Source organism: Pseudomonas sp. SWRI179, from assembly GCF_014268705.1.
GTDB lineage: Bacteria > Pseudomonadota > Gammaproteobacteria > Pseudomonadales > Pseudomonadaceae > Aquipseudomonas > Aquipseudomonas zanjanensis.
The window spans coordinates 21,378-44,971 of the sequence record NZ_JABWRA010000020.1; the positions used below are offsets into that span (position 1 = coordinate 21,378).

25 protein-coding genes, 1 tRNA gene and 1 pseudogene are annotated in these 23,594 nt (G+C 55.1%); 18 read left to right on the forward strand and 9 right to left on the reverse strand.

The window, feature by feature from the left end; genetic code table 11:
• Positions 1–4 precede the first annotated feature (4 nt).
• Positions 5–454 carry a hypothetical protein gene (locus tag HU767_RS13510; RefSeq protein WP_186707258.1) on the forward strand — a complete coding sequence of 150 codons (450 nt, stop codon included), beginning with the start codon at positions 5–7 and terminating at the stop codon, positions 452–454.
• Positions 455–463: 9 nt separating this feature from the next.
• Here HU767_RS13510 and HU767_RS13515 read toward each other — a convergent pair whose 3' ends face one another.
• Complete coding sequence (locus HU767_RS13515; protein WP_186729738.1) at positions 464–913, reverse strand: carboxypeptidase regulatory-like domain-containing protein; 450 nt, start codon at positions 911–913, stop codon at positions 464–466.
• A gap of 183 nt (positions 914–1,096) precedes the next feature.
• Here HU767_RS13515 and vapB point away from each other — a divergent pair, with 183 nt between their 5' ends.
• The 14 genes and pseudogenes from vapB to HU767_RS13585 all read left to right on the forward strand — a co-directional run bounded on the left by vapB (position 1,097) and on the right by HU767_RS13585 (position 13,611).
• Entirely contained in the window at positions 1,097–1,327 is a 231-nt protein-coding gene (vapB, locus tag HU767_RS13520; protein WP_058546214.1) for a type II toxin-antitoxin system VapB family antitoxin, read from the forward strand.
• Positions 1,327–1,746 (forward strand): tRNA(fMet)-specific endonuclease VapC, encoded by a 420-nt coding sequence (gene vapC / locus HU767_RS13525; RefSeq protein ID WP_186707260.1) that lies wholly within the window; start codon positions 1,327–1,329, stop codon positions 1,744–1,746. Before vapB ends, vapC begins: the two co-directional genes overlap by 1 nt.
• Before the next feature lie 176 nt (positions 1,747–1,922).
• Positions 1,923–2,423: a hypothetical protein gene (locus HU767_RS13530; RefSeq protein WP_186729739.1), complete on the forward strand. Its 501-nt coding sequence runs from the start codon at positions 1,923–1,925 to the stop codon at positions 2,421–2,423.
• Between the two features lie 301 nt (positions 2,424–2,724).
• Positions 2,725–3,498, forward strand: coding sequence for an ABC transporter ATP-binding protein (locus HU767_RS13535; RefSeq protein WP_079301527.1), 774 nt, complete (start codon positions 2,725–2,727; stop codon positions 3,496–3,498).
• A 13-nt stretch (positions 3,499–3,511) separates the two neighbouring features.
• Positions 3,512–4,264, forward strand: coding sequence for an ABC transporter substrate-binding protein (locus HU767_RS13540; protein ID WP_186707262.1), 753 nt, complete (start codon positions 3,512–3,514; stop codon positions 4,262–4,264).
• A gap of 78 nt (positions 4,265–4,342) precedes the next feature.
• A complete protein-coding gene (locus tag HU767_RS13545) occupies positions 4,343–5,038 on the forward strand; it encodes an ABC transporter permease (RefSeq protein WP_186707263.1) in 696 nt (231 codons plus the stop codon).
• A complete protein-coding gene (locus HU767_RS13550) occupies positions 5,035–5,724 on the forward strand; it encodes an ABC transporter permease (RefSeq protein WP_039592683.1) in 690 nt (229 codons plus the stop codon). Before HU767_RS13545 ends, HU767_RS13550 begins: the two co-directional genes overlap by 4 nt.
• The gene (locus HU767_RS13555; RefSeq protein ID WP_186729768.1) at positions 5,705–6,937 is read left to right on the forward strand and encodes a methyltransferase; all 1,233 of its coding nucleotides are present in this window, start codon (positions 5,705–5,707) and stop codon (positions 6,935–6,937) included. The genes HU767_RS13550 and HU767_RS13555 overlap by 20 nt, the downstream gene beginning before the upstream one ends.
• Positions 6,938–7,268: 331 nt before the next feature.
• A complete protein-coding gene (locus tag HU767_RS13560; RefSeq protein ID WP_186729740.1) occupies positions 7,269–8,093 on the forward strand; it encodes an FkbM family methyltransferase in 825 nt (274 codons plus the stop codon).
• 75 nt (positions 8,094–8,168) lie between these two features.
• Positions 8,169–8,244: transfer RNA gene (locus tag HU767_RS13565), tRNA-Thr, on the forward strand.
• Between the two features lie 164 nt (positions 8,245–8,408).
• Positions 8,409–9,736, forward strand: a pseudogene (locus HU767_RS13570) (integrase arm-type DNA-binding domain-containing protein).
• Positions 9,737–10,641: 905 nt separating this feature from the next.
• A complete protein-coding gene (locus HU767_RS13575) occupies positions 10,642–11,622 on the forward strand; it encodes an integrase domain-containing protein (RefSeq protein WP_186729741.1) in 981 nt (326 codons plus the stop codon).
• Positions 11,619–11,894: a hypothetical protein gene (locus HU767_RS13580; RefSeq protein ID WP_186729742.1), complete on the forward strand. Its 276-nt coding sequence runs from the start codon at positions 11,619–11,621 to the stop codon at positions 11,892–11,894. Before HU767_RS13575 ends, HU767_RS13580 begins: the two co-directional genes overlap by 4 nt.
• A 724-nt stretch (positions 11,895–12,618) precedes the next feature.
• Positions 12,619–13,611, forward strand: a complete 993-nt coding sequence (locus HU767_RS13585) for a hypothetical protein (RefSeq protein WP_186729743.1) — start codon at positions 12,619–12,621, stop codon at positions 13,609–13,611.
• A 230-nt stretch (positions 13,612–13,841) separates the two neighbouring features.
• Here HU767_RS13585 and HU767_RS13590 read toward each other — a convergent pair whose 3' ends face one another.
• Positions 13,842–15,017 (reverse strand): FRG domain-containing protein, encoded by a 1,176-nt coding sequence (locus HU767_RS13590; protein WP_186729744.1) that lies wholly within the window; start codon positions 15,015–15,017, stop codon positions 13,842–13,844.
• Positions 15,018–15,143: 126 nt separating this feature from the next.
• Positions 15,144–16,244 (reverse strand): CBS domain-containing protein, encoded by a 1,101-nt coding sequence (locus tag HU767_RS13595; protein WP_186729745.1) that lies wholly within the window; start codon positions 16,242–16,244, stop codon positions 15,144–15,146.
• Positions 16,245–17,106: 862 nt separating this feature from the next.
• Here HU767_RS13595 and HU767_RS28815 point away from each other — a divergent pair.
• Positions 17,107–17,646: an Abi family protein gene (locus tag HU767_RS28815; RefSeq protein WP_238349467.1), complete on the forward strand. Its 540-nt coding sequence runs from the start codon at positions 17,107–17,109 to the stop codon at positions 17,644–17,646.
• A 127-nt stretch (positions 17,647–17,773) separates the two neighbouring features.
• On the opposite strand, the gene HU767_RS13605 is transcribed toward HU767_RS28815, so the two are convergent.
• The 3 genes from HU767_RS13605 to HU767_RS13615 all read right to left on the reverse strand — a co-directional run bounded on the left by HU767_RS13605 (position 17,774) and on the right by HU767_RS13615 (position 18,902).
• A complete protein-coding gene (locus tag HU767_RS13605; protein WP_186707265.1) occupies positions 17,774–18,199 on the reverse strand; it encodes a type II toxin-antitoxin system HicB family antitoxin in 426 nt (141 codons plus the stop codon).
• A 38-nt stretch (positions 18,200–18,237) separates the two neighbouring features.
• Complete coding sequence (locus tag HU767_RS13610) at positions 18,238–18,420, reverse strand: type II toxin-antitoxin system HicA family toxin (RefSeq protein ID WP_186729769.1); 183 nt, start codon at positions 18,418–18,420, stop codon at positions 18,238–18,240.
• A gap of 263 nt (positions 18,421–18,683) precedes the next feature.
• A complete protein-coding gene (locus tag HU767_RS13615) occupies positions 18,684–18,902 on the reverse strand; it encodes a transcriptional regulator (RefSeq protein ID WP_186729746.1) in 219 nt (72 codons plus the stop codon).
• Between the two features lie 470 nt (positions 18,903–19,372).
• Between HU767_RS13615 and HU767_RS13620 the strand changes: the two genes are divergently transcribed.
• Positions 19,373–19,651, forward strand: coding sequence for a DUF3077 domain-containing protein (locus HU767_RS13620; RefSeq protein ID WP_024619250.1), 279 nt, complete (start codon positions 19,373–19,375; stop codon positions 19,649–19,651).
• Positions 19,652–19,881: 230 nt separating this feature from the next.
• Positions 19,882–21,489 carry a methyl-accepting chemotaxis protein gene (locus HU767_RS13625; RefSeq protein ID WP_186729747.1) on the forward strand — a complete coding sequence of 536 codons (1,608 nt, stop codon included), beginning with the start codon at positions 19,882–19,884 and terminating at the stop codon, positions 21,487–21,489.
• Positions 21,490–21,628: 139 nt separating this feature from the next.
• On the opposite strand, the gene HU767_RS13630 is transcribed toward HU767_RS13625, so the two are convergent.
• From HU767_RS13630 to HU767_RS13640, 3 genes are all read right to left on the reverse strand, one after another.
• A complete protein-coding gene (locus tag HU767_RS13630) occupies positions 21,629–22,306 on the reverse strand; it encodes an RES family NAD+ phosphorylase (protein WP_186729748.1) in 678 nt (225 codons plus the stop codon).
• Entirely contained in the window at positions 22,306–22,716 is a 411-nt protein-coding gene (locus tag HU767_RS13635; RefSeq protein WP_060739641.1) for an MbcA/ParS/Xre antitoxin family protein, read from the reverse strand. The genes HU767_RS13630 and HU767_RS13635 overlap by 1 nt, the downstream gene beginning before the upstream one ends.
• A 352-nt stretch (positions 22,717–23,068) precedes the next feature.
• A complete protein-coding gene (locus HU767_RS13640; RefSeq protein WP_186729749.1) occupies positions 23,069–23,590 on the reverse strand; it encodes a PBECR2 nuclease fold domain-containing protein in 522 nt (173 codons plus the stop codon).
• Between the last annotated feature and the right edge of the window lie 4 nt (positions 23,591–23,594).

Sequence of the window (23,594 nt, forward strand, 5' to 3'; positions counted from 1 at the left end):
CCCAATGGCCTCATTGAACAAACAGCAAAAACGCGCCAAGCGCGCCAAAGACAAAGCCAAGCAAATCCGCATGACCGGGCGCAAATCGATCCCGATGTATGGCGACCCGGCCCACGCCACCGCCCAGCCACCGGTCTACGTGCTGGAGCTGTTCGCCAAGCTGCGCGACGCCGAGGCCGTCAGCCGCAGTGAAATGCTCGATACGCTGCTGGCAAATGTTAGCGAAATGATCATCGAACGCCCGGGTCTGCTCGACCTGAAAAACGCCGAAAACGAAAGCATGGCGGCGACCAACCTGGCCGCCGACATGCTGGTGGACTACCGCATGTGGGTCGATGAGATGGACCGCGAGACCGCCCAGCGCTGGCTTAGCACGCCGGAGTTCATCAAGGACTTCAGCGAGGCGCTGGACCGCTATCGCCAAGTCCTGGAAAAAGAATCCGCCGCCGAATAAGCCGGCCGGCTATTCGTCACTGTTCCAATGGAACACCAGTTTGCGCGCGGCCCCGCTGCCTACCTCAGCCGTGTCGCGCCGCGCTTCACCATTGCGCGTCGCCACCACGTTGTACTTGCCCGGTGGCAGTTGCACATAAACCAGCGGCCCTGCATCGCTGAGGGTCAGCAAAGTCTGTCCTGATGCGCTTTGCACGGTGACCTCCACATCCGGGACGTATTTGTTTTCCGGGCCGATCGCAAAGGCCATGTGCAAGTTGTAACCCTGGGCCTGCTCGATGGCTCGGGCTTCGTCCTCGCCGATACCGCCGGACAGATAAGTGATGCCGTTCTGCTGCATGGGTTGGACTTGGACGCCTGTGTTGTCTACAGGAGCGAGGTTGGTGGCGTTGAGTGCGATCGGCAACAGCAGGAAGCTGATGGCGATGAAGGGCAACACCAAGTAATGAATGAGCTTCATGGCGAGGGCTCCAGGTTCTGGAAATAACTCACATGAGTTTTTTGTTGGAGCACAGCTGCGCGTTGAGGTTTAGATCGATTAGGACTATTGGCTAGGACGAGATCATTCCTGCAGCCGGTATATCCCATTGACATATCCCTTCATTATCCTATGCTTCCCACTGCATTTAGTGGAGGACTGCACATGGAACAAACCACCCTTTTCATGAGCAACCGCAGCCAAGCGGTCCGGCTCCCCAAAGCAGTGGCGATGCCAAGCGACGTAAAGCGTGTAGATGTGATCGCCATAGGCAGAGCGCGCATCATTACACCGGCCGGCGAAGCGTGGGACAGCTGGTTCGACGGCGATAGCGCGACAGCAGACTTCATGGCAGAGCGTGAGCAGCCTGCCGATCAGGAGCGCGAGTCTTTCTGATGATCAAATTCATGCTCGACACCAACGTCTGTATTTTCACCATCAAGAACAAACCTCAGGTCGTTAGAGAAGCCTTCAATCGTCATCACGGCCAGCTCTGCATCAGCGCCGTCACGCTGATGGAGTTGATCTACGGTGCAGAAAAATCATCCGCCCCAGAGAAAAATCTCGGCGTCATCGAAGGGTTCTGTGCCCGACTTGAGGTTTTACCTTTTGGTTATGAGGCTGCAGCACATACCGGAATGATCCGGGCAGAGTTGGCAAAGATTGGCAGACCAATCGGCCCCTACGACCAGATGATTGCTGGCCATGCCCGTTCCCTCGGGCTGATCGTGGTCACTAATAACCTGAAAGAATTCGAAAGAGTTCCGGGACTGCGCATCGAAGATTGGACCACTGCGCCGAAGCCGGGGTTGTAACTTCGGTGGTTTGAAGTTAAAAAAACAGCTCCATCGAGCCTCCTATGGGAGTGAGCTTGCTCACGATAAAGCCATCAACTTCACATCTGCGTTGGCTTTTCTGCCGCTATCGCGAGCAAGCTCGCTCCCACAGGTTTTATGGTCACTTTTCTTTAACGAGTAACGGAACCACACCCATGGCCTCCGCGAACAAGCAACAAAAACGCGCCAAGCGTGCAAAAGCAAAAGCCAAGCAAATACGCGTCAGTCGTGCAAAACCTGCTGCCGCCACGTTTGATCTTCCCGAATACGACGATCCGTACTTCCTTGATGCCCTGCAAGACGAATTCGAAGAATCCCCCAGAGATTTCCTGTCGCTGTTTTATGAAATGCGAGACGCCGAAGAAGAGGCGGGGCGCATCGACATGATGGTCAGGATGATGGCATTACTTCTTGCCATGACCAATGAACAGCCCGAGCTGCTGGATAATGAAAATGCTGAAAACGAAGCCATGGCGGTCCAGATTCTGACCGAAAACACCCTGGTCGCTTACCGAAAGTGGGCTGACGATATCGATCAGGAAGCAGCGGAGGATTGGCTTCACAGCCCTGAAGTGCAGGCGGATTTCGTAACTGCAAAAGCCAGCTTCAAAGAGGTGCTCAAAATACTGTGGGATCTGGAGGACGCTCCCGAATAACCCAACAGACTTTTGATTGCGGCAACGCTCATCCGGTTAACCCTTCCAACCCCCGCCCAAAGCTGGCACCATCGCGCCTTTTTTTACGCGACTCCCCGGGCCTTTCACCGGTAAACAAGGTTCAAACGGCCGTTCGGTTGTTGATGGCGCGACAGTCTGCTGTGCCGATGCGACAACCTGCCGCACATCACCGGTTTACCGCCCGTCGCGCTGTTGGCGGCCATTCGGACGCATGCTAGCTTGGCCGCCTCGCCAAGGAAGGCTGCCAACAGCAAGGGAGCACATACCATGAGGACCGCACATGGCCCAGGCCACGCCCGCGCTTGAAATCCGCAATTTGCACAAACGCTACGGACAGCTGGAGGTGCTCAAAGGCGTCTCGCTGACCGCCCGCGACGGCGATGTGATCTCGATCCTCGGATCCTCCGGGTCCGGCAAGTCCACATTCCTGCGCTGCATCAACCTGCTGGAAAACCCCAACCAGGGCCAGATCCTGGTGGCTGGCGAAGAGCTCAAGCTCAAGGCCGCGAAAAACGGCGAACTGGTGGCCGCCGATGGCAAACAGATCAATCGCCTGCGCAGCGAGATCGGTTTTGTCTTCCAGAACTTCAACCTTTGGCCGCACATGAGCGTGCTCGATAACATCATCGAAGCCCCGCGCCGGGTGCTTGGCCAGAGCAAGGCCGAAGCCGTCGAAGTGGCCGAAGCGCTGCTGGCCAAGGTCGGTATCGCCGACAAGCGCCACGCCTATCCGGCCGAGCTGTCCGGCGGCCAGCAACAACGCGCCGCCATCGCCCGCACCCTGGCGATGCAGCCCAAGGTGATTCTGTTCGACGAACCCACCTCCGCCCTTGACCCGGAAATGGTCCAGGAAGTACTTAGTGTGATCCGCGCCCTGGCCGAAGAAGGACGCACCATGCTGCTGGTCACCCATGAAATGGGCTTCGCCCGTCAGGTTTCCAGCGAAATCGTGTTTCTTCATCAAGGCCTGGTCGAGGAGCAAGGATCGCCACAGCAGGTCTTCGAGAACCCGCTTTCGGCGCGCTGCAAACAATTCATGTCCAGCAACCGCTAACGGAGCAGTACACATGCAGACCTACAAGAAATTCCTCATGGCCGCAGCGGCCAGCCTGGTCTTCTCGGCCAGCGCCATGGCGGCCGAAAAACTGAAGATGGGCATCGAAGCGGCCTATCCGCCGTTCAACAACAAGGACGCCAGCGGCCAGGTCGTGGGGTTCGATAAGGACATTGGCGATGCCTTGTGCGCCAAGATGAAAGTCGAGTGTGAAGTGGTCACTTCCGACTGGGACGGCATCATCCCGGCCCTGAACGCCAAGAAGTTCGACTTCCTGGTCTCGTCGCTGTCGATCACTGAAGAACGCAAGCAGGCCGTGGACTTCACTGACCCGTACTACTCCAACAAACTGCAATTCATCGCGCCAAAAAATGTCGACTTCAAAACCGATAAAGCCTCACTCAACGGCAAGGTCATCGGGGCACAACGCTCCACCCTCGCCGGCACCTGGCTGGAAGATGAAATGGGCAGCGACATCACCACCAAGCTTTACGACACCCAGGATAACGCCTACCTGGACCTGACCTCCGGCCGCGTCGACGCGATCCTGGCGGACAAATACGTGAACTACGACTGGCTGAAAACCGATGCTGGCCGTGCTTACGAATTCAAGGGCGACCCGGTGGTGGAAAGCGACAAGATCGGTATCGCCGTGCGCAAGGGTGATCCGCTGCGCGACAAGCTGAACGCTGCCCTGAAAGAAATCGTGGCCGACGGCACCTATAAAAAGATCAACGACAAGTACTTCCCGTTCAATATCTATTGATATTGACGTGCCTGGCCGGCGCAGCTCTCTGGCGGCGCCGGCCCTTAGCAAAGCCTGCCGCGATATGAATTCCTACCCATGATGATCGATCTCTACGGATTCGGCCCGGCGCTTGCCGCCGGCGCGCTGATGACCGTCAAGTTGGCGCTCACGGCCCTCTGCCTGGGGCTGGTGCTCGGCCTGCTCGGCGCCTTGGCCAAGACCTCGCCGCACAAGCCGCTGCAATGGCTGGGCGGCACCTATTCGACACTGGTTCGCGGCATCCCGGAATTACTCTGGGTACTGCTGATCTATTTCGGTACCGTCAACCTGATGCGTGCCCTGGGTGAGTATTTCGGCAACCCCGACCTCGCCCTCGACGCCTTCGCCGCCGGGGTCATTGCCCTGGGCCTGTGCTTTGGCGCCTACGCCACCGAAGTGTTTCGCGGCGCGATCCTGGCGATCCCCAAGGGCCACCGCGAGGCCGGCGTCGCCCTCGGCCTGTCGAAGTGGCGGATCTTCACCCGGTTGATCATGCCGCAAATGTGGCGCATCGCCCTGCCTGGCCTGGGCAACCTGTTCATGATCCTGATGAAGGACACCGCGCTGGTCTCGGTGATCGGCCTGGAAGAAATCATGCGCCATGCGCAAATCGGCGTGACCGTATCCAAGCAACCGTTCACCTTCTATATGGTCGCCGCCTTCATGTACCTGGGCCTGACGGTGCTCGCCATGATCGGCATGCACCTGCTGGAACGACGCGCCGCCCGTGGATTTGCCAGGAGCACCCAATGAACTGGGACGTCATCATCAAGTGGCTGCCGAAGCTGGCCCAGGGCGCGACGCTGACCCTGGAACTGGTGGCCATCGCCGTGATCGCCGGGCTGCTGTTGGCGATTCCCCTGGGCATCGCCCGCTCTTCGCGCCTGTGGCAGGTGCGGGCATTGCCCTACGCCTACATCTTCTTTTTCCGTGGCACACCGCTGTTGGTCCAGCTGTTTTTGGTCTACTACGGCCTGGCGCAATTCGATGCCGTGCGCAGCAGTGCGCTGTGGCCGTACCTGCGGGATCCGTTCTGGTGCGCCACGGCCACCATGACCCTGCACACGGCTGCCTACATCGCCGAGATCCTGCGCGGCGCGATCCAGGCCATCCCCCGTGGCGAGATCGAAGCCGCGCGGGCCTTGGGCATGTCGCGGCCCAAGGCGCTGTTCTACATCATGCTGCCCCGCGCCGCGCGCATCGGCCTGCCGGCCTACAGCAACGAAGTGATCCTGATGCTCAAGGCCAGCGCCCTGGCGAGCACCGTGACCCTGCTGGAACTCACCGGCATGGCCCGCACCATCATTGCCCGGACCTATATGCCGGTGGAGATCTTCTTCGCGGCGGGTATGTTCTACCTGCTGATGTCCTTCGTCCTGGTTCAAGGTTTCAAGCAACTGGAACGCTGGTTGCGTGTCGATGCCTGCCAAGGACGCTGATAGCGACGTTCTGACGGGCGAGGCACTGCTCGCCCGCTTCACGGCGCTGGAGTTTTTTCTCACAGCGCACCAGGCACTGTGGAAACCACGTCCGTTCACCCATCTGCATCTGCCTTGGGAAACATCCCACCCGCAATTGGCCCAATGGCTACGCCAGCGATCGCTGGAAGCGGCGGAACACGATCATCACCAGCCATGGTTGATGGAAGACGCGCCAGCGCCCTTCCCGGAACTGGCCGCTACCTCTCGCGCGTTGAGCGCTGTCGCAGCATTACCCGCCAGCACGCTCGAAGCGCCAAGCCATCGCCTGAACGTCGACGTACCCGGGCGTAAATGGCAACAGATCGAAGCCTTCGCCAGCCGCCTGCGCTTCACCACCCCGCCAACTCACTGGCTCGATTGGTGCGCCGGCAAAGGCCATCTCGGTCGCCGCTTGGTGCAAGGTGAGCAGCAACTGACCTGCCTGGAGTACGATCCTACGCTGGTCGCCAGCGGCCAATTGTTGAGCCAGCGCCATCACCTGCCCGCCACACACCGGCAACAAGATGTGCTCGCGGCGGACGCGGCCCAGGCGCTGCATCCGGGACACACCCCCGTGGCCCTGCACGCCTGCGGCGACCTGCATGTGCGGCTGATGCACCTGGCCAGCGCCGCTGGCTGTGCACAACTGGCTATCGCGCCATGCTGTTACAACCGCGTCAGCAGCGAGAGCTATCAAGCACTGTCCGACGCAGCCAAAGTCTCTGCCCTACAGCTATCACTCGACGATCTCGGCCTGCCGCAAACCGAAACCGTCACCGCTGGCGCCCGTGTAAGAAGACAACGGGACCAATCGATGGCCTGGCGCCTGGGTTTCGACCTCCTGCAACGGCAGATCAGAGGGTGCGACGATTACCTGCCCACCCCGTCGTTGCCCAGCGCCTGGCTGGAAAAATCCTTCGCCCAGTACTGCACCGATCTGGCGGCCCTGAAAGACTTATCCACAGTCGGCACGCCTGATTGGGTCGCTCTGGAAGCAGCAGGTCACCAGCGCCTGGCCGAGGTGCGCAACCTGGAGTTGCTGCGAGGCCTTTTCCGACGGCCACTGGAGCTTTGGCTGGTGCTGGACCGAGCACTTTTTCTCACGCAAAAGGGCTACGACGTTCGCCTTGGTACCTTCTGCGAAACACCCCTGACGCCGCGCAATCTTCTGTTGCTGGCAGAGCGTTACTGAGCTGAAACAGCCTGTGGATAACTCTGTTGATGAAATAAACTCGGATCCAAGAAATCCGCGATTTCCTGACCGAATCAGCATTGGTCATTTTTTGTTCATATGGATAAAAAACCATGAAAACAGGCATTTGCGACGAAACGCGAAAGCGGTCACAAAATCGCAAGATACCCTGCGCGTCATCCAGCCCGTTGTGCATAAGCGTCTAAGCAAAACGACATAACCGCCGAATTCAGTGCTGCCCCGCGCCAATAATTGCGTCCACCGCGCCCGTGCTATACAACAGCCCCACGTATCGTGATTGACACAATGCCGACACACTCAAGGACTGGCCGTGACGTTCATTTCCTACGCACAAAACTTCGAAGACATACGCCTGTGGCGCGCCCTTCAATCGGTGGAAAACGGCTTTTACCTCGACGTCGGCGCCAACCATCCGACAGATGATTCGGTCACCCGCGCGTTTTACGATCGTGGCTGGCGCGGCATCAACATCGAACCGGTACCGGCCTACCACGACGCACTCTGCCAACAACGCCCGGACGACATCAACCTGCAATGCGTGGCCGGCGAAAACGCCGACAGCCTGACTTTCTACACCATCGCCGACACAGGCTTATCCACAGTAGAAACCAGCGTCGCCCAACAACACCGCGACGCCGGCATGGACGTGCGTACCCAGACCGTCCAATCCCGCACCCTGGCCTCCATCTGCGAGCAATACGCCCAGGACCGCCCCATCCACTTCCTGAAAATCGACGTCGAGGGCCATGAAGAAACCGTGCTGCGCGGCATGGACTTCAGCCGCTGGCGCCCTTGGATCATCCTCATCGAAACCCCATGGGCCCGCGACCAGACCTGGGAAAACCTGGTAACCGACGCCGGCTACCAATCCATCCTGTTCGACGGCATCAACACCTACTACCTCGCCGAAGAACACCTGGCCCTCAAACCCGCCTTCGACATCCCCCCGTGCAACCTCGACGGCTTTCAACTTTGCAAAGGCCACAAACTCAGCCACCCCGTCGACGATGCAGACCTACAGCTCAGCGCCGCAGTGCAACGGGCGGAACAGGCCGAAGCCCAACTTCACGCCATGCAAAACAGCCGTGCGTGGCGAGCCTTGCAGAAAGTACGCACCCTGCTGCGCCGCGCTTGAGCATGGGTCATGCAAAAATAGTCAGAATTCAGGGGTTTACAGAACGCGCCCAATCGCTATAATCGTCGCCCACACGCCGGTATAGCTCAGTTGGTAGAGCAACTGACTTGTAATCAGTAGGTCCCGGGTTCGACTCCTGGTGCCGGCACCACATTAGGCTCCATTGCATTCTACTGAATGCTCTGGAAGCCCCGAAAACCCGCCCTTTGGCGGGTTTTTTCGTTCCAGGACCCTCTGTCGGGATCCAACAAAATCCCCCTTCCCCAAGGGTATGTTAGGGGTACTGCGATTTCCCGGTCAGGAGCGCGTACCCCTATGCCACGTCTAGCGATCCCCCTCAGCGACCTGCAATGCCGCACGGCCAAACCCCGCGAACGCGCCTACAAACTGTTCGACGGCGGCGGCATGTACCTTTCGTCAAACCCAATGGCGTGAAGACCTGGCGCTTGAAGTACACCAAGCCCAGCGGCAAGGAAGGTACGCTCATCATCGGCAATTACCCCATCGTTACCCTTTCCGTCGCACGACGTAAGCGAGACGAAGCCAAGGCGTTGCTGCTCGACAACCTCGACCCAATGGAAGAAAAGAAGAAGGCCAAGATCGTAGCCCAGCGGGCGGCACTGCTTTTCGAAACCGTTGCTCTGGAGTGGCATGCCGACATGTCCCGTCGCTGGACCGAAGGACACGCAAAAACCGTGATGAGCCGACTACGTACCCACGTCTTCCCGCTGATCGGCCAACGACCCATCGCTGAACTCGATACCCATGACCTGCTAGAGATCACCCAACGCATCAAGGAACGCGGCACCATGGATGTGGCGTTACGGGTACAGAACTACTTATCCACCATCATGCGCGGGGCCAAAAGGGCTCGGCAGATCACCATGAATCCTGCACTGGATCTGGCAGGCTCGATTCACGCGCCGCGCACAATCCATCGCCCGGCCCTCTCTCTCAACCGCCTACCCGAACTGCTACACCGTATCGACAACTACAACGGCCGCGAGCTGACCCGCCTTGCCGTGCTGCTCACGCTGCATGTATTCGTCCGCTCCAGCGAATTGCGCTTCGCGCGATGGAGTGAGTTCGACCTCCAACGCGCCATGTGGGAAATCCCCGATACACGCGCACCGATTGAAGGGGTACGCAACTCCACACGTGGGACCAAGATGAACGGCGACATTCAAATGGTTCCGCTATCGCCGCAGGTCATGGAAATACTGGAGCGCCTGCGCAGCCTCAGTCGTTTCTCAGAGTTAGTGCTACCGGGAGACCACAAGTACTGGAAGCCCATGTCCGAGAACACGGTGAACACCGTGCTCCGCAACGTCGGCTATGACACCAGCAAGGACGTGTGCGGCCACGGCTTCAGGACTATGGCCTGTAGCGCCCTGCTGGAGTCCGGGTTATGGACCGACGCAGCCATCGAAAGACAAATGAGCCATAAGGAACGCAACCGCGTGCGCGCCGCGTATATCCACAAGGCTGAATTCCTCGAACAACGCAGGCTAATCATGGCGTGGTGGAGCAACTACATCGACGCCAACCGCCATGGGCATGTGACACCCCACGAATTCGCTCACCCAGTCGGCGACAACATCACGGCCCTACAAAATAGCCGTGGCGCATCCAAACGTGGGTAAGCCTGTGAGATCACCGTTGTCCGCCCTTCCACGCGGGTCCATCCAAGCGGGGCTGCAAAGCCGCCCTGCTTGGATGGACCTCACTTAAAAAATCTAAAGCCCACGCTAATTGTCTGTGGAAAACCATAGATTTCCACCGGTGGATAATTTCATCCACAGCCGCAGAATTCCCGAAAATCCGAGCCTTGACCCAAATTATCCACAGGCGTAGAAAAGATCGGGCAAGCGCTGTCGTTGACAGCAACCCAGGTAGCCAGGACCTTTAAGGTTACGCCACACCGTGGTGGTTCTCCCAAAGTGCGATTAGCGTCCGGCGGCTCGCACGGTCACTCACCGAGTGATGGATGCCTACTTCAGATCATTGCCATTGCGGCAAATACATCCCCCTCCCCAACTGCCCTGCAGCAACCTATCCGCTTGGCCATTTCATTGCGCCAACCTGCGCCCGTCTCTTTCTCCCGGAAAGAGACGGGCGCTCCAACCGCTGCTGCAGCCCAACTCGTACAAGGCTTTGCGGCATTCCCCCTCGTGACAATCGGCGTGACAAACACCGAAGTCACTAGCAACAGGGATGCCGATGATGGTGCCGCAGCCCAGGAATGGGCTGCACCTGACTGACAGTCGGGCATGCCCCGGTCATCGCTTCACTACCTTCACACGACTCAGGATCTCGCGGCGCTGGTCTCGTCAGCCAGCGCAGCCTCCACCCGCCCACTTCTTCGGAAGTGTTCAGGAGGCTACAGATCTTGAGATGCCCAAGCTCCCGGTCGTAAAGAGCCGTCAGTCCCGCGTTAGTGGACAACCCTCACAGGTCGCAGGGGCCTTGATCCCTGATAACACTCAACATTCTTGGCGGGATGACGTGGGGATGGTTTCGAAGGTTTGGCTTCGAGAGGAATATGGTCATGGGATTAGTAGCTAGACGAGATGGGCGCAATTTTGGCTATGGCCGGCAACTGAGCTATGCAGGACCGCAGGCACTGAAAGACCTGTTTGGCGGCGGGCATTACGGCACGGTCAAGGCGCACAGTGATCGGTGGCAAGCGTTTGTACGCTGGTGTCGGTCGGAGGAAGGGCCGGGGTTTAACGATGCACGGCAAATTAATTGGCAGACCTTGCTGGACTACGCCGGACATCTGCGTCAGCAAGTTGACCAAGGTGAGCTCGCCATCGCCACCGCGCTAAACCGGTTGTCCAGCGTCAACCGGACCATGGCCGCGCTTCGCGGTGATCAGTATGTGAAAGTACCGAGTCCGAGCAAGGCGCTGGGAACGCGGCGCACCAGCGTTCGTTGCTCGGTGCCACAAGGCCAAGACCGCGAACACGTGAAGCGGATCGTAGAGGTACTTTGCAAACATCAGCAGCCGCGCGCCGCGGCCATCGCTAAGTTAACGCGAGCCACTGGCATGCGTCTGCGCGAAGCGATTCTGGCCGACCTACCGCGACTCAAGCGTGAAGCCGAACACTACGACAAGATCAACATCCAGGACGGCACCAAAGGCGGCCGATCCGGTGCGTCAGCACCTCGCTGGATTACGGTGGACGACCATATTCGAGAAGCTCTGAGGTTTGCCGAACAGGTTTCGCCCGATGGTGGCCGCAACCTGCTGGCACCGAACGAAAGCTACCTCGATTTCTTGCAGGGGATCGTCCGCCCCGCCCGAGATATCCTCCATACGCACAACCTCAAAGGCTTCCACGAACTGCGCGCGGCTTATGCGTGCGAACGCTATGAGCAAATCACCCGCCATCCCGCCCCCATCAACGGAGGCCATTGCTATCAACTCGACCGACGCCTAGATCAGGATGCCCGAGTACAAATCAGCTATGAGCTGGGGCATGGCCGTATCGACGTGGTGTCGGCTTACATTGGTGGTCGAGCATGAGCAAGCCATTCGATATGGAGCTGTTCCTGTCAGGCGTCCTGACCGGGTCGCATACCACCCGCCAACGCCACCTACGTCATGCGAAGGTTATCCAAACAGCAATCGCTGAGCGCTGGCAACGCGACAATCCATGGACTTGGCAAAGAAAACACATGGCGTGGTTTTTGAATCACCACCTAAACCAGCACGCTGAATCGACGCGGTATTACTATTTGCTGACCATGCAATTACTCACTCATCGCTTAGGAAAACCTTGGCAGTTCAACCGCTAAACGAAGGTTAGAAAACGGCCAATAGCTGCCTGTCGGAATCGGCTGAAATCGCCCTAAAACGGTCATCTCCGCGTTCCAGTATTATTATGGCGATCTTAGGACTGTTTATAGATAGGTTGATCTATGGCCAGAAGCGTTAGGCTTCAAAAGAAACTGCATACACGGCATCTGATGGAGGCAGCTGAACAGGTAGTACTTGATGATAGCCTCGTTCTAAAGCTATAGGCGCTCAATCAAGGTGACAGATTTGAGTTGAATTCAGCTTCTCTCAGTTCTGTAGCTGTTCAAAAGTACCGCTTGGAATACATGATAACGAGAGGCCCTTTTCCTGGGTACTGGCTGTACACAAAATTTGACCCAGAGGAACTTGTGTTATTTTCTACGGCAAAAGACTTTGACTGCATTTTCCATGGCTGGACTCTGTCTGACGACTGACACCTCAGCCTTATCTCTTTGAAAGGCAGTTCTAGGTCGAAAATAGCCGTTTCTCAGCGACCTTTTTGGGTCGATACGACCCTTGGTGACGGGCAGAAATCGGCCAGGAGCAGTCTTTTGAAAGCGTCTACGGAAGAGTGCCGATTCATCTAGCTACGTGTTGTCGAATTCTGGTAGCCTCTCCGATTAGCGTATAAGCGACGTTTAGCTCTGGAATTTATAGGCAGAGCATCATTACAACTAAACAATCGTTTGGTTAAATATTTAAAATTATCTTAAAGGGATTTGAATGAAAAAAATATATGACAGCTTGATCGTTTTCAACCTACTTAAGCAAAAGTTCGAAAGAGACTTTTATTTAATTGAGTCATCCGTTTCCTTGGCGAAAAAATATGGTAGGCGATGCAAGGATCTTGATCACTTCAATGAAGAGCTCAAGCGATCGCTGTTCTTAAAGCAAGTCATTGATGTATGTGCGTTTTTGGATGAATTTAGAGCATTCAGATCATTGGCAAAAGATAGTGAAAGAGTGAAGGAGTTATGTAGAATCACCAAGCCGGCACTGGAAAGAATCGAAGAGCTGAAGGGTTTGAGATCTTATAGAAACGCACTTGCCGCCCACAACTTTAGAGAGGAAAAAAATAAGGAAGAAGTTATTTTGCTTAGTGATTACACCAGGAATCAGGAAAATCCAAATTCTATTGCAGATATGTTTTTCCTTAGTTCGCTGTGCGTCACAATTACAGAAGCAATATGCGCAGAATTTGCTAGCGACCTGAAACAGGCGTTGGACTCATACAGGAGCAGGCTACAAGATGATAGTGGCGAGCCCTTGAGAGGGATTAAAACAATTCGAGAGGCTTATGATGAAGTTGAGAAGTATCGTATAAAGATAAATCTAAAACCGAAATTCACAGCATACGAGTACGCAGAACTCAATATGGCTCTACGCAAGCTGAACTGGGAGGCGATCCCAGAAAAATTCCAGCTTTCAAAGAACGAGACCAATAAGGCTTGGTGTGAAGTTCTCGGGATGTACTTTGAAATGAGAGGTTATCAGGGCATCGAGTACTACCAAGGCGTAAAAGGGAGTCATGTCAATTATTGGCTGGAGTTTTATGGTCACGCCATGTTTGTAATCGACACGTTAAAAAGCGTTGAACCTTCCGACCTGCGAGAAGCTCATAGTGTAGTGTCTAATTGGAAGCCTTGTGTTGATGAAAGCAGCTCTCAGCATTTGAAACTTGTCTATGATGAACTAATGAAAGTAGTTACACCATAGGACTACTCTAGTGCCGTGGCCTATGCCTTAGCTGAAAACTGGGGATGTCGCTTGGGCGAGCACGAATTATAGGCCGGGCGGGATGTTCTGAGGGCATGCCACTAAGGATCGCCTGGCTTTAACTAGACACTTTTTGAACGGTCGCTTTTGGCAGATTGCTGCCCGTCACAAACGGCAAAAATCGGCCAGAAGCAGTCAGTCGCACTCTAGGGCTAGAAAATCGTTACGTTTTATTTGTCCCCGTACCTATCCCTTAGGAATCCCGCAACATGTTCAATCTCAGGATACCTAGTGGATCTAGTTATCCCCAGTGACTCTAGTTGTTCCAGTATTTTAATTTTGTCACCACCTCGAACAATTATTTTGAATTCGTCGCTTGTCAATAAGTATCTTTCTGGGACGGAAGCAGGCTTTCCTTTTCCCCCATCGACTCCGAAAAGTAGAAAGGCGCCATCCTGCTTTATGATTCTTGGATTATCCAGTACTGGCTTAACACAAACCACTGATGAGATATCGACTGGGTTAACTCTTGCTTCAAAGTATGGCTTCTCTCTTTGCGTCTCCCTGACAAGCTTAACTACGTCTTCATTTTGGTTAAAATGCTCAATATCCAGATCTTTAGGGAAGCGGGTGTGCTCAGGGAGGCGGCCAATGTTGGAAATCAAGCTAACTCGATCACTATCATAGTATCTGATTTCATTTTTTGGAATTTTAAAAACGATAACTTCGGCATCAGCTGAGCCTCCGCCAGCACATGCGAAGTATAAGGCGATTAATGGATTTGTGGTAATGTCTAAGAGTCTGGTTGGCAGCGCATAATGTTGCATTTTTACTAGGGCATTAAAGGTCGGCCCGGACAACTTGAAATCATTTGAGCAGCGCAGAACCAACTCTTGAAATATTATATGCTCATTCCTTATCCATCCTGGGTTCCTATAAAGACTTGGCACAAGCTTGTAGGCAACGTCCCCATGCCCTCTGTAAAAAATTACCGCCTCAGCTTCTTGAGGCAACAACTCAATAGAGGTTATATACGTTCTTACACTACCAATTTTTTGTGCGGTTTTAGAGCTTGCTAGTGCATCATGTATCGTTGCGTCAGTTGCTCCATACTTTATAGCTGCCGCGATTCCACGCTCTAAAGATTTCATGCTTGAATATAACGCGCTTGACCCTAGCAAGCCGCCATTATCGCCGATCAATTGGAAGTACAATTTCCCATCGCGCGACTCAATTTTTCTAAACCTCTCAGGATTGTTGGCGCTGGCCATGGCTTGTTGAATGGCAGACTTAACCGCGCTGTGGCTTTCAAACTGTTCGCTTACTAAAATTGTTTCGGCATTTGGCGCTCGCAAAACATAATAATAGTTACCGTTGCTTGATTTAAGTATATGATATTTACCCATATATTTTCCTTGAGCTAGGAGCAAGATGAGCCAGAATTATTGGTTAGCTATGGCCCAAGCGCCCATTCTAAGTAAGGGCACCCTGCCATCAGGAACGAAGTCAACATGATTCGTACGTCGTGTTTTTTAACTACTGTTCGACAAACTTTGTATGGTATGAATAAATCGCACGAAATGATGCAGTAGCTCGTGATCCTCCTCTGATATGCCATCAGGATCGAAGTGCATTACGTCATTACGAATGATACGAACTTTGTCGAGCTCTTTGATAAACGTTTTTCTATCAACCTGCAGTTTTGTTTTTAACCATAAAGCCGGATCTTCAAAGAGCCTGATGTACTCACCAAAAGTAAGATCTGCAACTGATTCTATTGTGCGTTCGCTATCAGAGGGGTTGACTAATTTGGATAGCTCCTCCTTTGTAAATTTTCCATCTATCAATGTTCTGATGTGATTCTCAATTTCCGCGAGCAGAAGGAATGGTTCAGATAGCTGTTTGAATTGGATGCTAAGGTCAGTAGTAGTAATGATTCCACTAATACGTTGATCGGTTGAGCGCACAAGAACGTATGAGTATTCAACTATTCTAGGTAAAGCCGCAAAAATCGAATCGGTAGAATTTATTTCTCTATGAGGTTTCATAAAATCTCGTACACGATCAGACTCGGTATTTGTCAACGCAAGCCTTGGTGCGATACTTTCCCAGCTGATAACACCTTTCACATCTCGTTCGTTTGTCATCACAGGCAACTGAGAGAAGTCATGTCTTAACATCAGCGTGATAGCCTCGATAAGACTGCTATCGGGTTTGACCGTGATAAGCTTTACATCTGCGGCTTCAAGCCGGCTTACTCGAAAAGCAGGTTCAGAAATAGCCCCAGATATAAACTCATTTTGAGGAGGAGTCGTGTCCTCAGTTTGTTCTACTGGGGAGCTTTCGATGTTCGCTGCTGTATTATTGCTCTGATCAGTTATCGGCGTCTGGATTTCTTCTTGGAGTGGTGCATAGAGTGTCACTTTTGAGTCCAAGGGTACGCTATCGAAGTCCGGTTTAGTTATTACCCCTAACGCATCTAGAACTTTACGGATTTTATAGGCCACCATATAGCCTCTTCGCTCTGCTCCAAACCAGCTTATCAACTCCCTCACCGATATAGGAATAGACTCCATCCCAGGCCCTAAACCCTCAAGAATCTTCTCAAGTCTTTCCAGGTTTGATGTTGCCACTACTTGCCCCTCGAATCAAATAGGCTACTAATATATGAAGTTGTTTGGAGGAGCTCTAGTCCTGCTTTTACGAAGAACTCTGTGTCAATGAAAACGTTCCGTGTCTGAAGAGGCATAGGTGATGCTCCGTTGATGGCGATGTGCCTACGTGGATCCTCGCTTGTGATAAGCGGAGATGCAAGTGTGCTTCGCTCTGACCTTACTCGGCACGCCTGCAGAGCCGATGCCCACGGCAGCAGCAAACGGTAGCAAGCGGGGACAGAATTATTTTTCCCGAATCTGGACGTCCGCTCATGGCCGTCTGCTGTCTGTCACCACGGCAGTTTTTGGCGGATTCCTGCCTATTCTCTACGGAGGGGATGATCGACAACGTTCGAGTTCAGGAGGCTTACCATTCCGTATGTGGCTCTGAATTACTTGCAGACTGACAACGTGCTGATCTCTAAAAAATTCCGAGTTCGATTCCACCGAACGCCATAACTAGCTGATTTATTTATAGTTACTAGTTGGGGTACGCCGAATTTTCCAGCGAATTCCAGATCCGCAGAAAACCTGGCCTCGCAGCAAGCTACCGTTCGTCTGGTGCCGCACCATACAAAACAAAGCCCTCGCAGAAATGCGAGGGCTTTGTTGTTTCTGGAAGAATTCAAATCTCCTGAAAGCCGGATAAAGGCCAACACCGCCTTATCAGCATCGACAGCCCAGCGTTGCTCGACCGTCTGCTCGTTACAATTTCACGTCAGTGCAACGTTGACGGTCTCTTACACCTACCTATAATGCATCCCAACACACCCGCCAAGCCTAGGTTGACCCAGTCAGCAAGCTCAAATCGTGCGGTTTTTTTTTGCCTGGAGAAAACTACATGAGGCCCTTCGACAAACCGGCCCTCAGCGTAGAACAGCAATTGGAACTGCTAAAACAACGAGGCTTGCACATCGCCAACGATGATCGAGCCATGCGTTTTCCCGAAGTGGTCACGCTGTTTCGCCTGAGTCCCTACATGCGCCCCTTTCAGGAGCCAGGCCCTGAACATACTTTCAAGCCCGGCAGCACACTGAAGGCAATCGTCGACATCTACCGCTTCGATGGTTCATTGCGGCGCATCACCATGGATGCTATCGAACGTGTCGAAGTCGCCATACGAGCGGTACGCCGAATTTTCCAGCAAACACCAGATGCCCGAAAAACCTACTCTCGCCGAAACATACCGTTCGTCTGGTGCCACCATACAAGACGAAGCCCTCGCAGAAATGCGAGGGCTTTGTTGTTTCTGGGTATTCAACTTTTCATCCACCCCCTGAAAACCTGTGGGAGCGAGCTTGCTCGCGATAAGGCCATCAAACCCATCGACAATCTTCCAGCCAAGACAACGGGCAGCCTTTCCTGGACCCGCTCAACCTAACAGCATCTTTTGCCAATGATCCTCACCCACAATGGCAATCGAAGCACCCGCCTCCCAATGTCCAGGTACAAAAATGCCCCCGACAGCGGCGTTGTGGGGGCTTGTCACCAGCGATCAGCCACTGGGCCTAGGCTGCTTCCACTGAAAGCGAGAGGCGGCGACCGAGTTGTTCCAAGGCGCGCTCGACGTTCTCGATCTTGGAGTGGTGCAAGAAGTCGACCAGACGATCTACTTGAGGCCTTTGTACGTCCAGGCGGCGCGCCAGTTCGGCTTTGCTCATTCCAGACTCCAGAAGCGCATTCCACAGCCCAACCTTGGCTGCAGTTAGAGCAGGCAGGCGGAGCAGGAAATGGTCTGTCTTCCCATCTGGCTTACCGTCGGGGATTGCCCGACGTTCATCGACGTAGATGGACAGTGCTGTCTCGATCGCATCAAGGGCACCGTCCAAGGCGTCTGCGAGATTATCGCCAGCGGCGTGCATTTCCGGAATTTCCGCGCACGACAGCCAGACGCAGCCCGGCTCCTCGTGAATTTCCAACGCATATTCAAACATGCCGCTTCTCCTCTGCCTCAACTACGTACAGCTAGGCCTCAGTCCTTGAGGCCCAGTTGTTTGATTATCGACTTTCTCAACCCTTCGCCCATTTCCTTGGCTCCATGGTCGGGAAACACAGTTGACCTGCCATTCAAGGAAACCTTGAAATGACTGCCCTTCCCGGGTTGAAACTCAACCCCTTGGGCTTTCAACCATCGCCGAAACTCGCTGTATTTCATTTGCATACCTCGCCGTTTCAGCGAAGCAATCGTGCAACAAAAAAGTTGCACCAGCAACATTTATGTTGCGCATCGATTCGCCGGGCGACGCCCGTCAGTCTCCGATGGTCCAAATGACCATCGGATATCGAGATCACCGGCGAGGAATGAAATAGGCCACGTGTCCGATCGTCATCAACCAAACAGGCGAGGCTATAAGTCGTCTAGCGAAACCTTAACCCGCCGCGGGGCTGCGGACGTTCGCTTGAATTTCCAACTCGTGCTCACGGCGCTTTTCGTTTCAGGCTCATCTGCTTCGCAGCGCCTGCTTGGGAATCACCGGATGAACATTCGTCTATTTCACGGGAGCCGGGAAGACCCAGGAGCCTGTCGACTCGCTTCACTTCGACGCGGGATACCCGAGCCGCTGGGCGCTCGTCACGCTCAATTTCGCTCATCTGGGTCATGCTCTCGACCAGACGCTTGAATAGATTCTTTTCCATTGTGGTCCTCTGTTTCAACTCGCTCAGTCAGATGATCCGTTTTTCGACTGTCAGATTATGCATGGATGCGAGCAAGCCCTATTGCTGGTTTTTTCACCCGTTTTTCTTGCATCCGACGTCGGATCGATCTCGATGGAGAGCCAAACTATTACCTGAGCGTACCTAAACCTCACCCGCCAGCATCGCGCCACGATTGCACCCTCCCCAATCGCCAGCTACTCTCCAACCGTCGCTGCCAATTCAGCGACCGGGCGTAGGAAACCCGAAGTAAATCAAGGCGCATCAGCTGCGCCTCGCTTACTATTGCAGGCGCTTTTTTTGTGTCTGCGATATGCGTTATGGCGGCTGTGCGCGGGACACCTTCGGGTGTGCCGGGTGCCTTGATTCCCGGTTTTCCTACCCCGTGCATGGCCGCCACCCAATCCCGTAGGAAAGGACGGTTGCGGCTCTCACAGTCAAGGAGCCAGACAATGCCAAATCCGCAAGACCTCAAAACCCCAGGCCTAACCCCCTTCTGCTACCACTCCGACCGCCCGCTCTTCCGCGTCAACAGCGGCATACCCATCGGCGAAGCCCTGTCCCACGCCTCCGACCTGCTCCACGTTGCCAAGGTCCTGGCCGAGGACGCGGCGATGATTCGCAGTACGGATCGGTATGCCTGGGCGTCGTGTTATTTGCAGGATATGAGCAAGGCCGTCATCGATGATGTGGTGAAGGTGCTGGAGGCGCCGGGGAGCAATCCGGCTTAAGGGCCGCAGGCGCAATGCTGCTCACGAGCGGGGCAGCGTTGGGCTTTCCTCAGTCACCACGAAATAAAGAAGGGCTGCTGCGCAGCCCAGCGGGAGCAAGCTCCCTCGCCACGGCTCATCTAATCATTCCCCCCGCCGATAGCCTCGAATAAGGGCATTGCCTGTTCCAAGGCTCCGCTTGCGCTCAACTACACTTCCCAGAATTCCCCCGCTCCAAGGAGCAGTAAGCGATGAAAATCCGCACCAAGGTCATAGGCTCGGGGTTGGTCAGTCTTTCTTTTGCGCTGTTGCTTGGCGGTATCGGGCTGTGGGGTTATCACACGATGACCGAGGCCCTGGTGCAGAACGAGACCAGTATTTCGGCCATGCGCAAGCACATGGAGGCGGACATGATGCACGACGCCATTCGTGCCGATGTGCTCGCCGCCCTGCTGGTGAAGCCGGGGGATGCCCAGGGGGCGAAGGAAGTGTTGGAGGCGTTCGATGAGCACACGCAGCGAATGCGCAAGGTCATCGCCGAAAATGCCGAGGCGAAGTTGCCGGGGGATGTCGCCAAGGCGATTGGCGAGCTCAAGCCCCAAGTCGAAACCTACATCGATAAAGCCAAGCAAGTCATTGGCAAGGCGCTGAACGGCGCCCAGGATGGCCAGGCATTGCGGGCGGAGTTCGACGGGGCGTTTTCGGCGCTGGAGGAGCGCAACGAAGCGGTGAGCGAGCTGATCGAGAACCAGGCGCAGTCATCACGCGAGCATCAGGATCACAGCATTCACACCTCGGAGCGCTGGCTGATCGCGACGTTGCTGGCCACTTGCGTGGCGCTGGCGCTGTTGTCGTGGAGCCTGCTCAAGGCGGTGCTGACGCCGCTGAACAAGATTATCCTCAATACCCAGGCGATTTCCCAAGGGGATTTGCAGCGCTCGATGGGGGCCCAGAGCAAGGACGAGCTGGGTCAGTTGCAGGGCGTGATCGAGCAGATGCAGACCAATCTACGGCAGATGATCGCCACGATCCGCAGCCAGAGCGATGAGTTGCACGGCACCTCCCAGAATTTGGGTAATACGGCGCGGCAGATTGTGTCCAGCGCCGATCAACAGGCCCAGAGCGCGACCAGCATGGCCGCGAGCATGGAGCAGATGATGGCGAACATCAGCCAGATCCATCAGCACGCCGACAGCGCCCGGACGATTTCAGCGCAGTCCGAGCATTTGGCGAGCAGCGGTGGCCAAGTGATCCTCGGGGTGGTGGAAGGCATGAACCGGATCGCCGAGGTGGTCAACCAATCATCCAGCAAGATTACGGCGCTGGACGCCTCATCCGAAGACATTCATTCGATTATCCAGGTGATCAAGAGCATCGCCGAACAGACCAACTTGCTGGCCCTCAACGCCGCCATCGAGGCCGCTCGCGCCGGTGAGGCGGGCCGTGGTTTTGCGGTGGTGGCCGATGAGGTGCGCAACCTGGCGGCGCGCACGACGCAGTCCACCCAGGAAATCACTGCGATGATCGAGCGCATCCAGTCCAGCGCCCGGGACGCGGTGGCGAACATGCAGGCCTGCGTCAGCCGTGTGGACGAAGGCGTCAACCTGGCCCAGCAGGCCGGGGTGTCCATCAGCGAAATCCGCACCGGTGCCCGGCATGCGGCCGAAGTGGTGGAGGAAATTTCCCAGACCATTGCCGAGCAATCAAAAGCCAGTGATGAAATGGCCCAGCGTGTGGAGTCGATTGCCGAGCAGTCTCGCGAGAACACCCGTTCCATTCACAACCTGACGCAAACGGCGGATCAATTGAACGATGCGGCGGGGTCGATGCAGGCTTCGGTGCAGCAGTTCAAGATTTGATCAATAGACGCTCTTGTGGCGAGGGAGCTTGCTCCCGTGGGCTGCATAGCAGCCTCTGGTTTCAATAATCGCGAATTATTGAAAATTATGGCTGGGCAATAATTATTGCCCAGCCATAAAACACTCTAAAAACCCTGCCTCACACCTCGCTCACCTCAAACACAAACGAAATCTCCCGCTTCTGGGCGCTCCAGACATACCGAATATGTTTACCCTGCACCGGAATCGAAACCGCCGGCGGGCGAAACGCGGCCACGCATTCGTGGCCGGGCAATCGGACGCTGTTGTACAGCAGCCCCCATGACAGGGTTTCACGCAGTTGTCGGGCGAACACTTGGGATGGACCGTAGGCGGTAGGGTCCGGGTCGTGGAGGTGGAGATAGTCGTGGCGGATGTCGTGCAAGGGTTTGACGACCTTGTTGACGTAGGTGCGCATGGTCAACTCAAGGTCGGGCTCGTTGGTCGCGCCGAGGAATCGTGCCTGGTGATAGCAGGTTTCGGCGATGGCCGCTTCCTGGCTGCTGGCGGCGTAGTAGACGCCGAAGGTGCCATCGCTGAAGCGGCTGCTCTTGCCGATGTGAGTAAACGCCGCCATCACCGGCGAGGAACCGGGCCCGGAAATACGGTCCTCGGGGCGTACCCGGGACAGCACCCCAGCCTGTTCCATCAGCCGATCGTTGGTCAACGCTTCCAGGGCGTAGGCGGTGGGCAGGTCTTCGGGGTCGAGTACGTCTTCAAACAGCGAAATCGGCGGGAAGCTGCTGTTGACGATCCGATAGGCCCGTTTCCATTGCGAGTCCGCCAGTGGTGGCACCATCAGCCGCGCACTCCGTCGAGGTATCGCCGCACATCAGCGATGTCCACCACCCGACCGGTCAACATGTAGGACAGCGCCGACTGACCGTTGAACGGGGCCGCGGTGTTGGGGCTGCTGACCCACTGATAGGCACGGTCCCGGCTGTTGCTGAAGATGATGCTCAGCGCCTTGTGGATACCCATGAGGTAGGAAATGCGCTCCAGCGTATCGCGAGGCAGCCTCACGTTTTCCGGCAATTGCTTGTACTTGTAGAAGGTCGTATTGCCCACCTTGCCCAATAAGGTGCGCTGCTGCTCGACGCTGCAACCCCAGAGCGCCATGAGGTTGAAGAAAAACTTCAACGCGACTCGACCCGCGTCCGGGGAATCCAATTGTTGCTGTGCGTTGAGGGTGATGGAGGAAGTCGCCATGGGTTTGGGCTCCTTTGTAACGGGGTGGTGCTTAGAGGATAGTACAGATATGGATTATTTTTAAGTTTTTATTCTTATGCGAACAAAAAAGCTTGAATGGATAAATTCTCCAGGCTTCCCCTTGTTACATTTCTGACTTGAAGAAGAACACGGCACGGATTGACATAAACCTTAACCATGTCAGAAAATCAGCTTCAAGAGCGCGAAACCGACTGCCTTCAGGTGGCAACAGTCGGCGTTAGGAACCCCGTTGATGACCTGAACATTAGCGCCCGGGTGAGACCTCTTCTCCCCTGCTTGAGGGAGCACAATATCAAGCGACTCTTTAATAAAAGCAGCCCTTGGGCTGCTTTTATTCATGGAGGCCCAAGCCTCGCTGATAAACCAAATGGCCATGCCTGTGCTTGTTAAGCGCCTTCTTATCGCAGTTCATGAAATTCCAGAGCACGTGCCCATGATCGACATTGATCACCACAAGCATCTGGTATTTCGCCGCGTACACGCCTATGAACGCGAGGCGATACGACCCGTCAGAGTAAAGAACCCGCCAAATCTCTAAAGGGTTGCGCACCGTATCCACTGCAAATTCCGTGAAGCGCTCCCGGGCGTTGGGTCGTTTCTCCACGATATGTAAAAGGTAGCGCCGCCTGACAATCACCGGCACATATGGTGTATCTATCCAGACGGTATCCATATCTTCTTGCAGCCCAAAACCCAAGGCTACCTGTTTCAGGGCACTGTCGAAGTCAACAGCACCGGGTAACTCCCGTACTGGGGAGGCCGTCGGCGCGATCGAAATATCTCGAATATCGGGCAAGCCAAGATCTTTCCAGCTTGTTTGCCCAGACACCTCCTTCGTCCCAGGAAGATTCATGCAA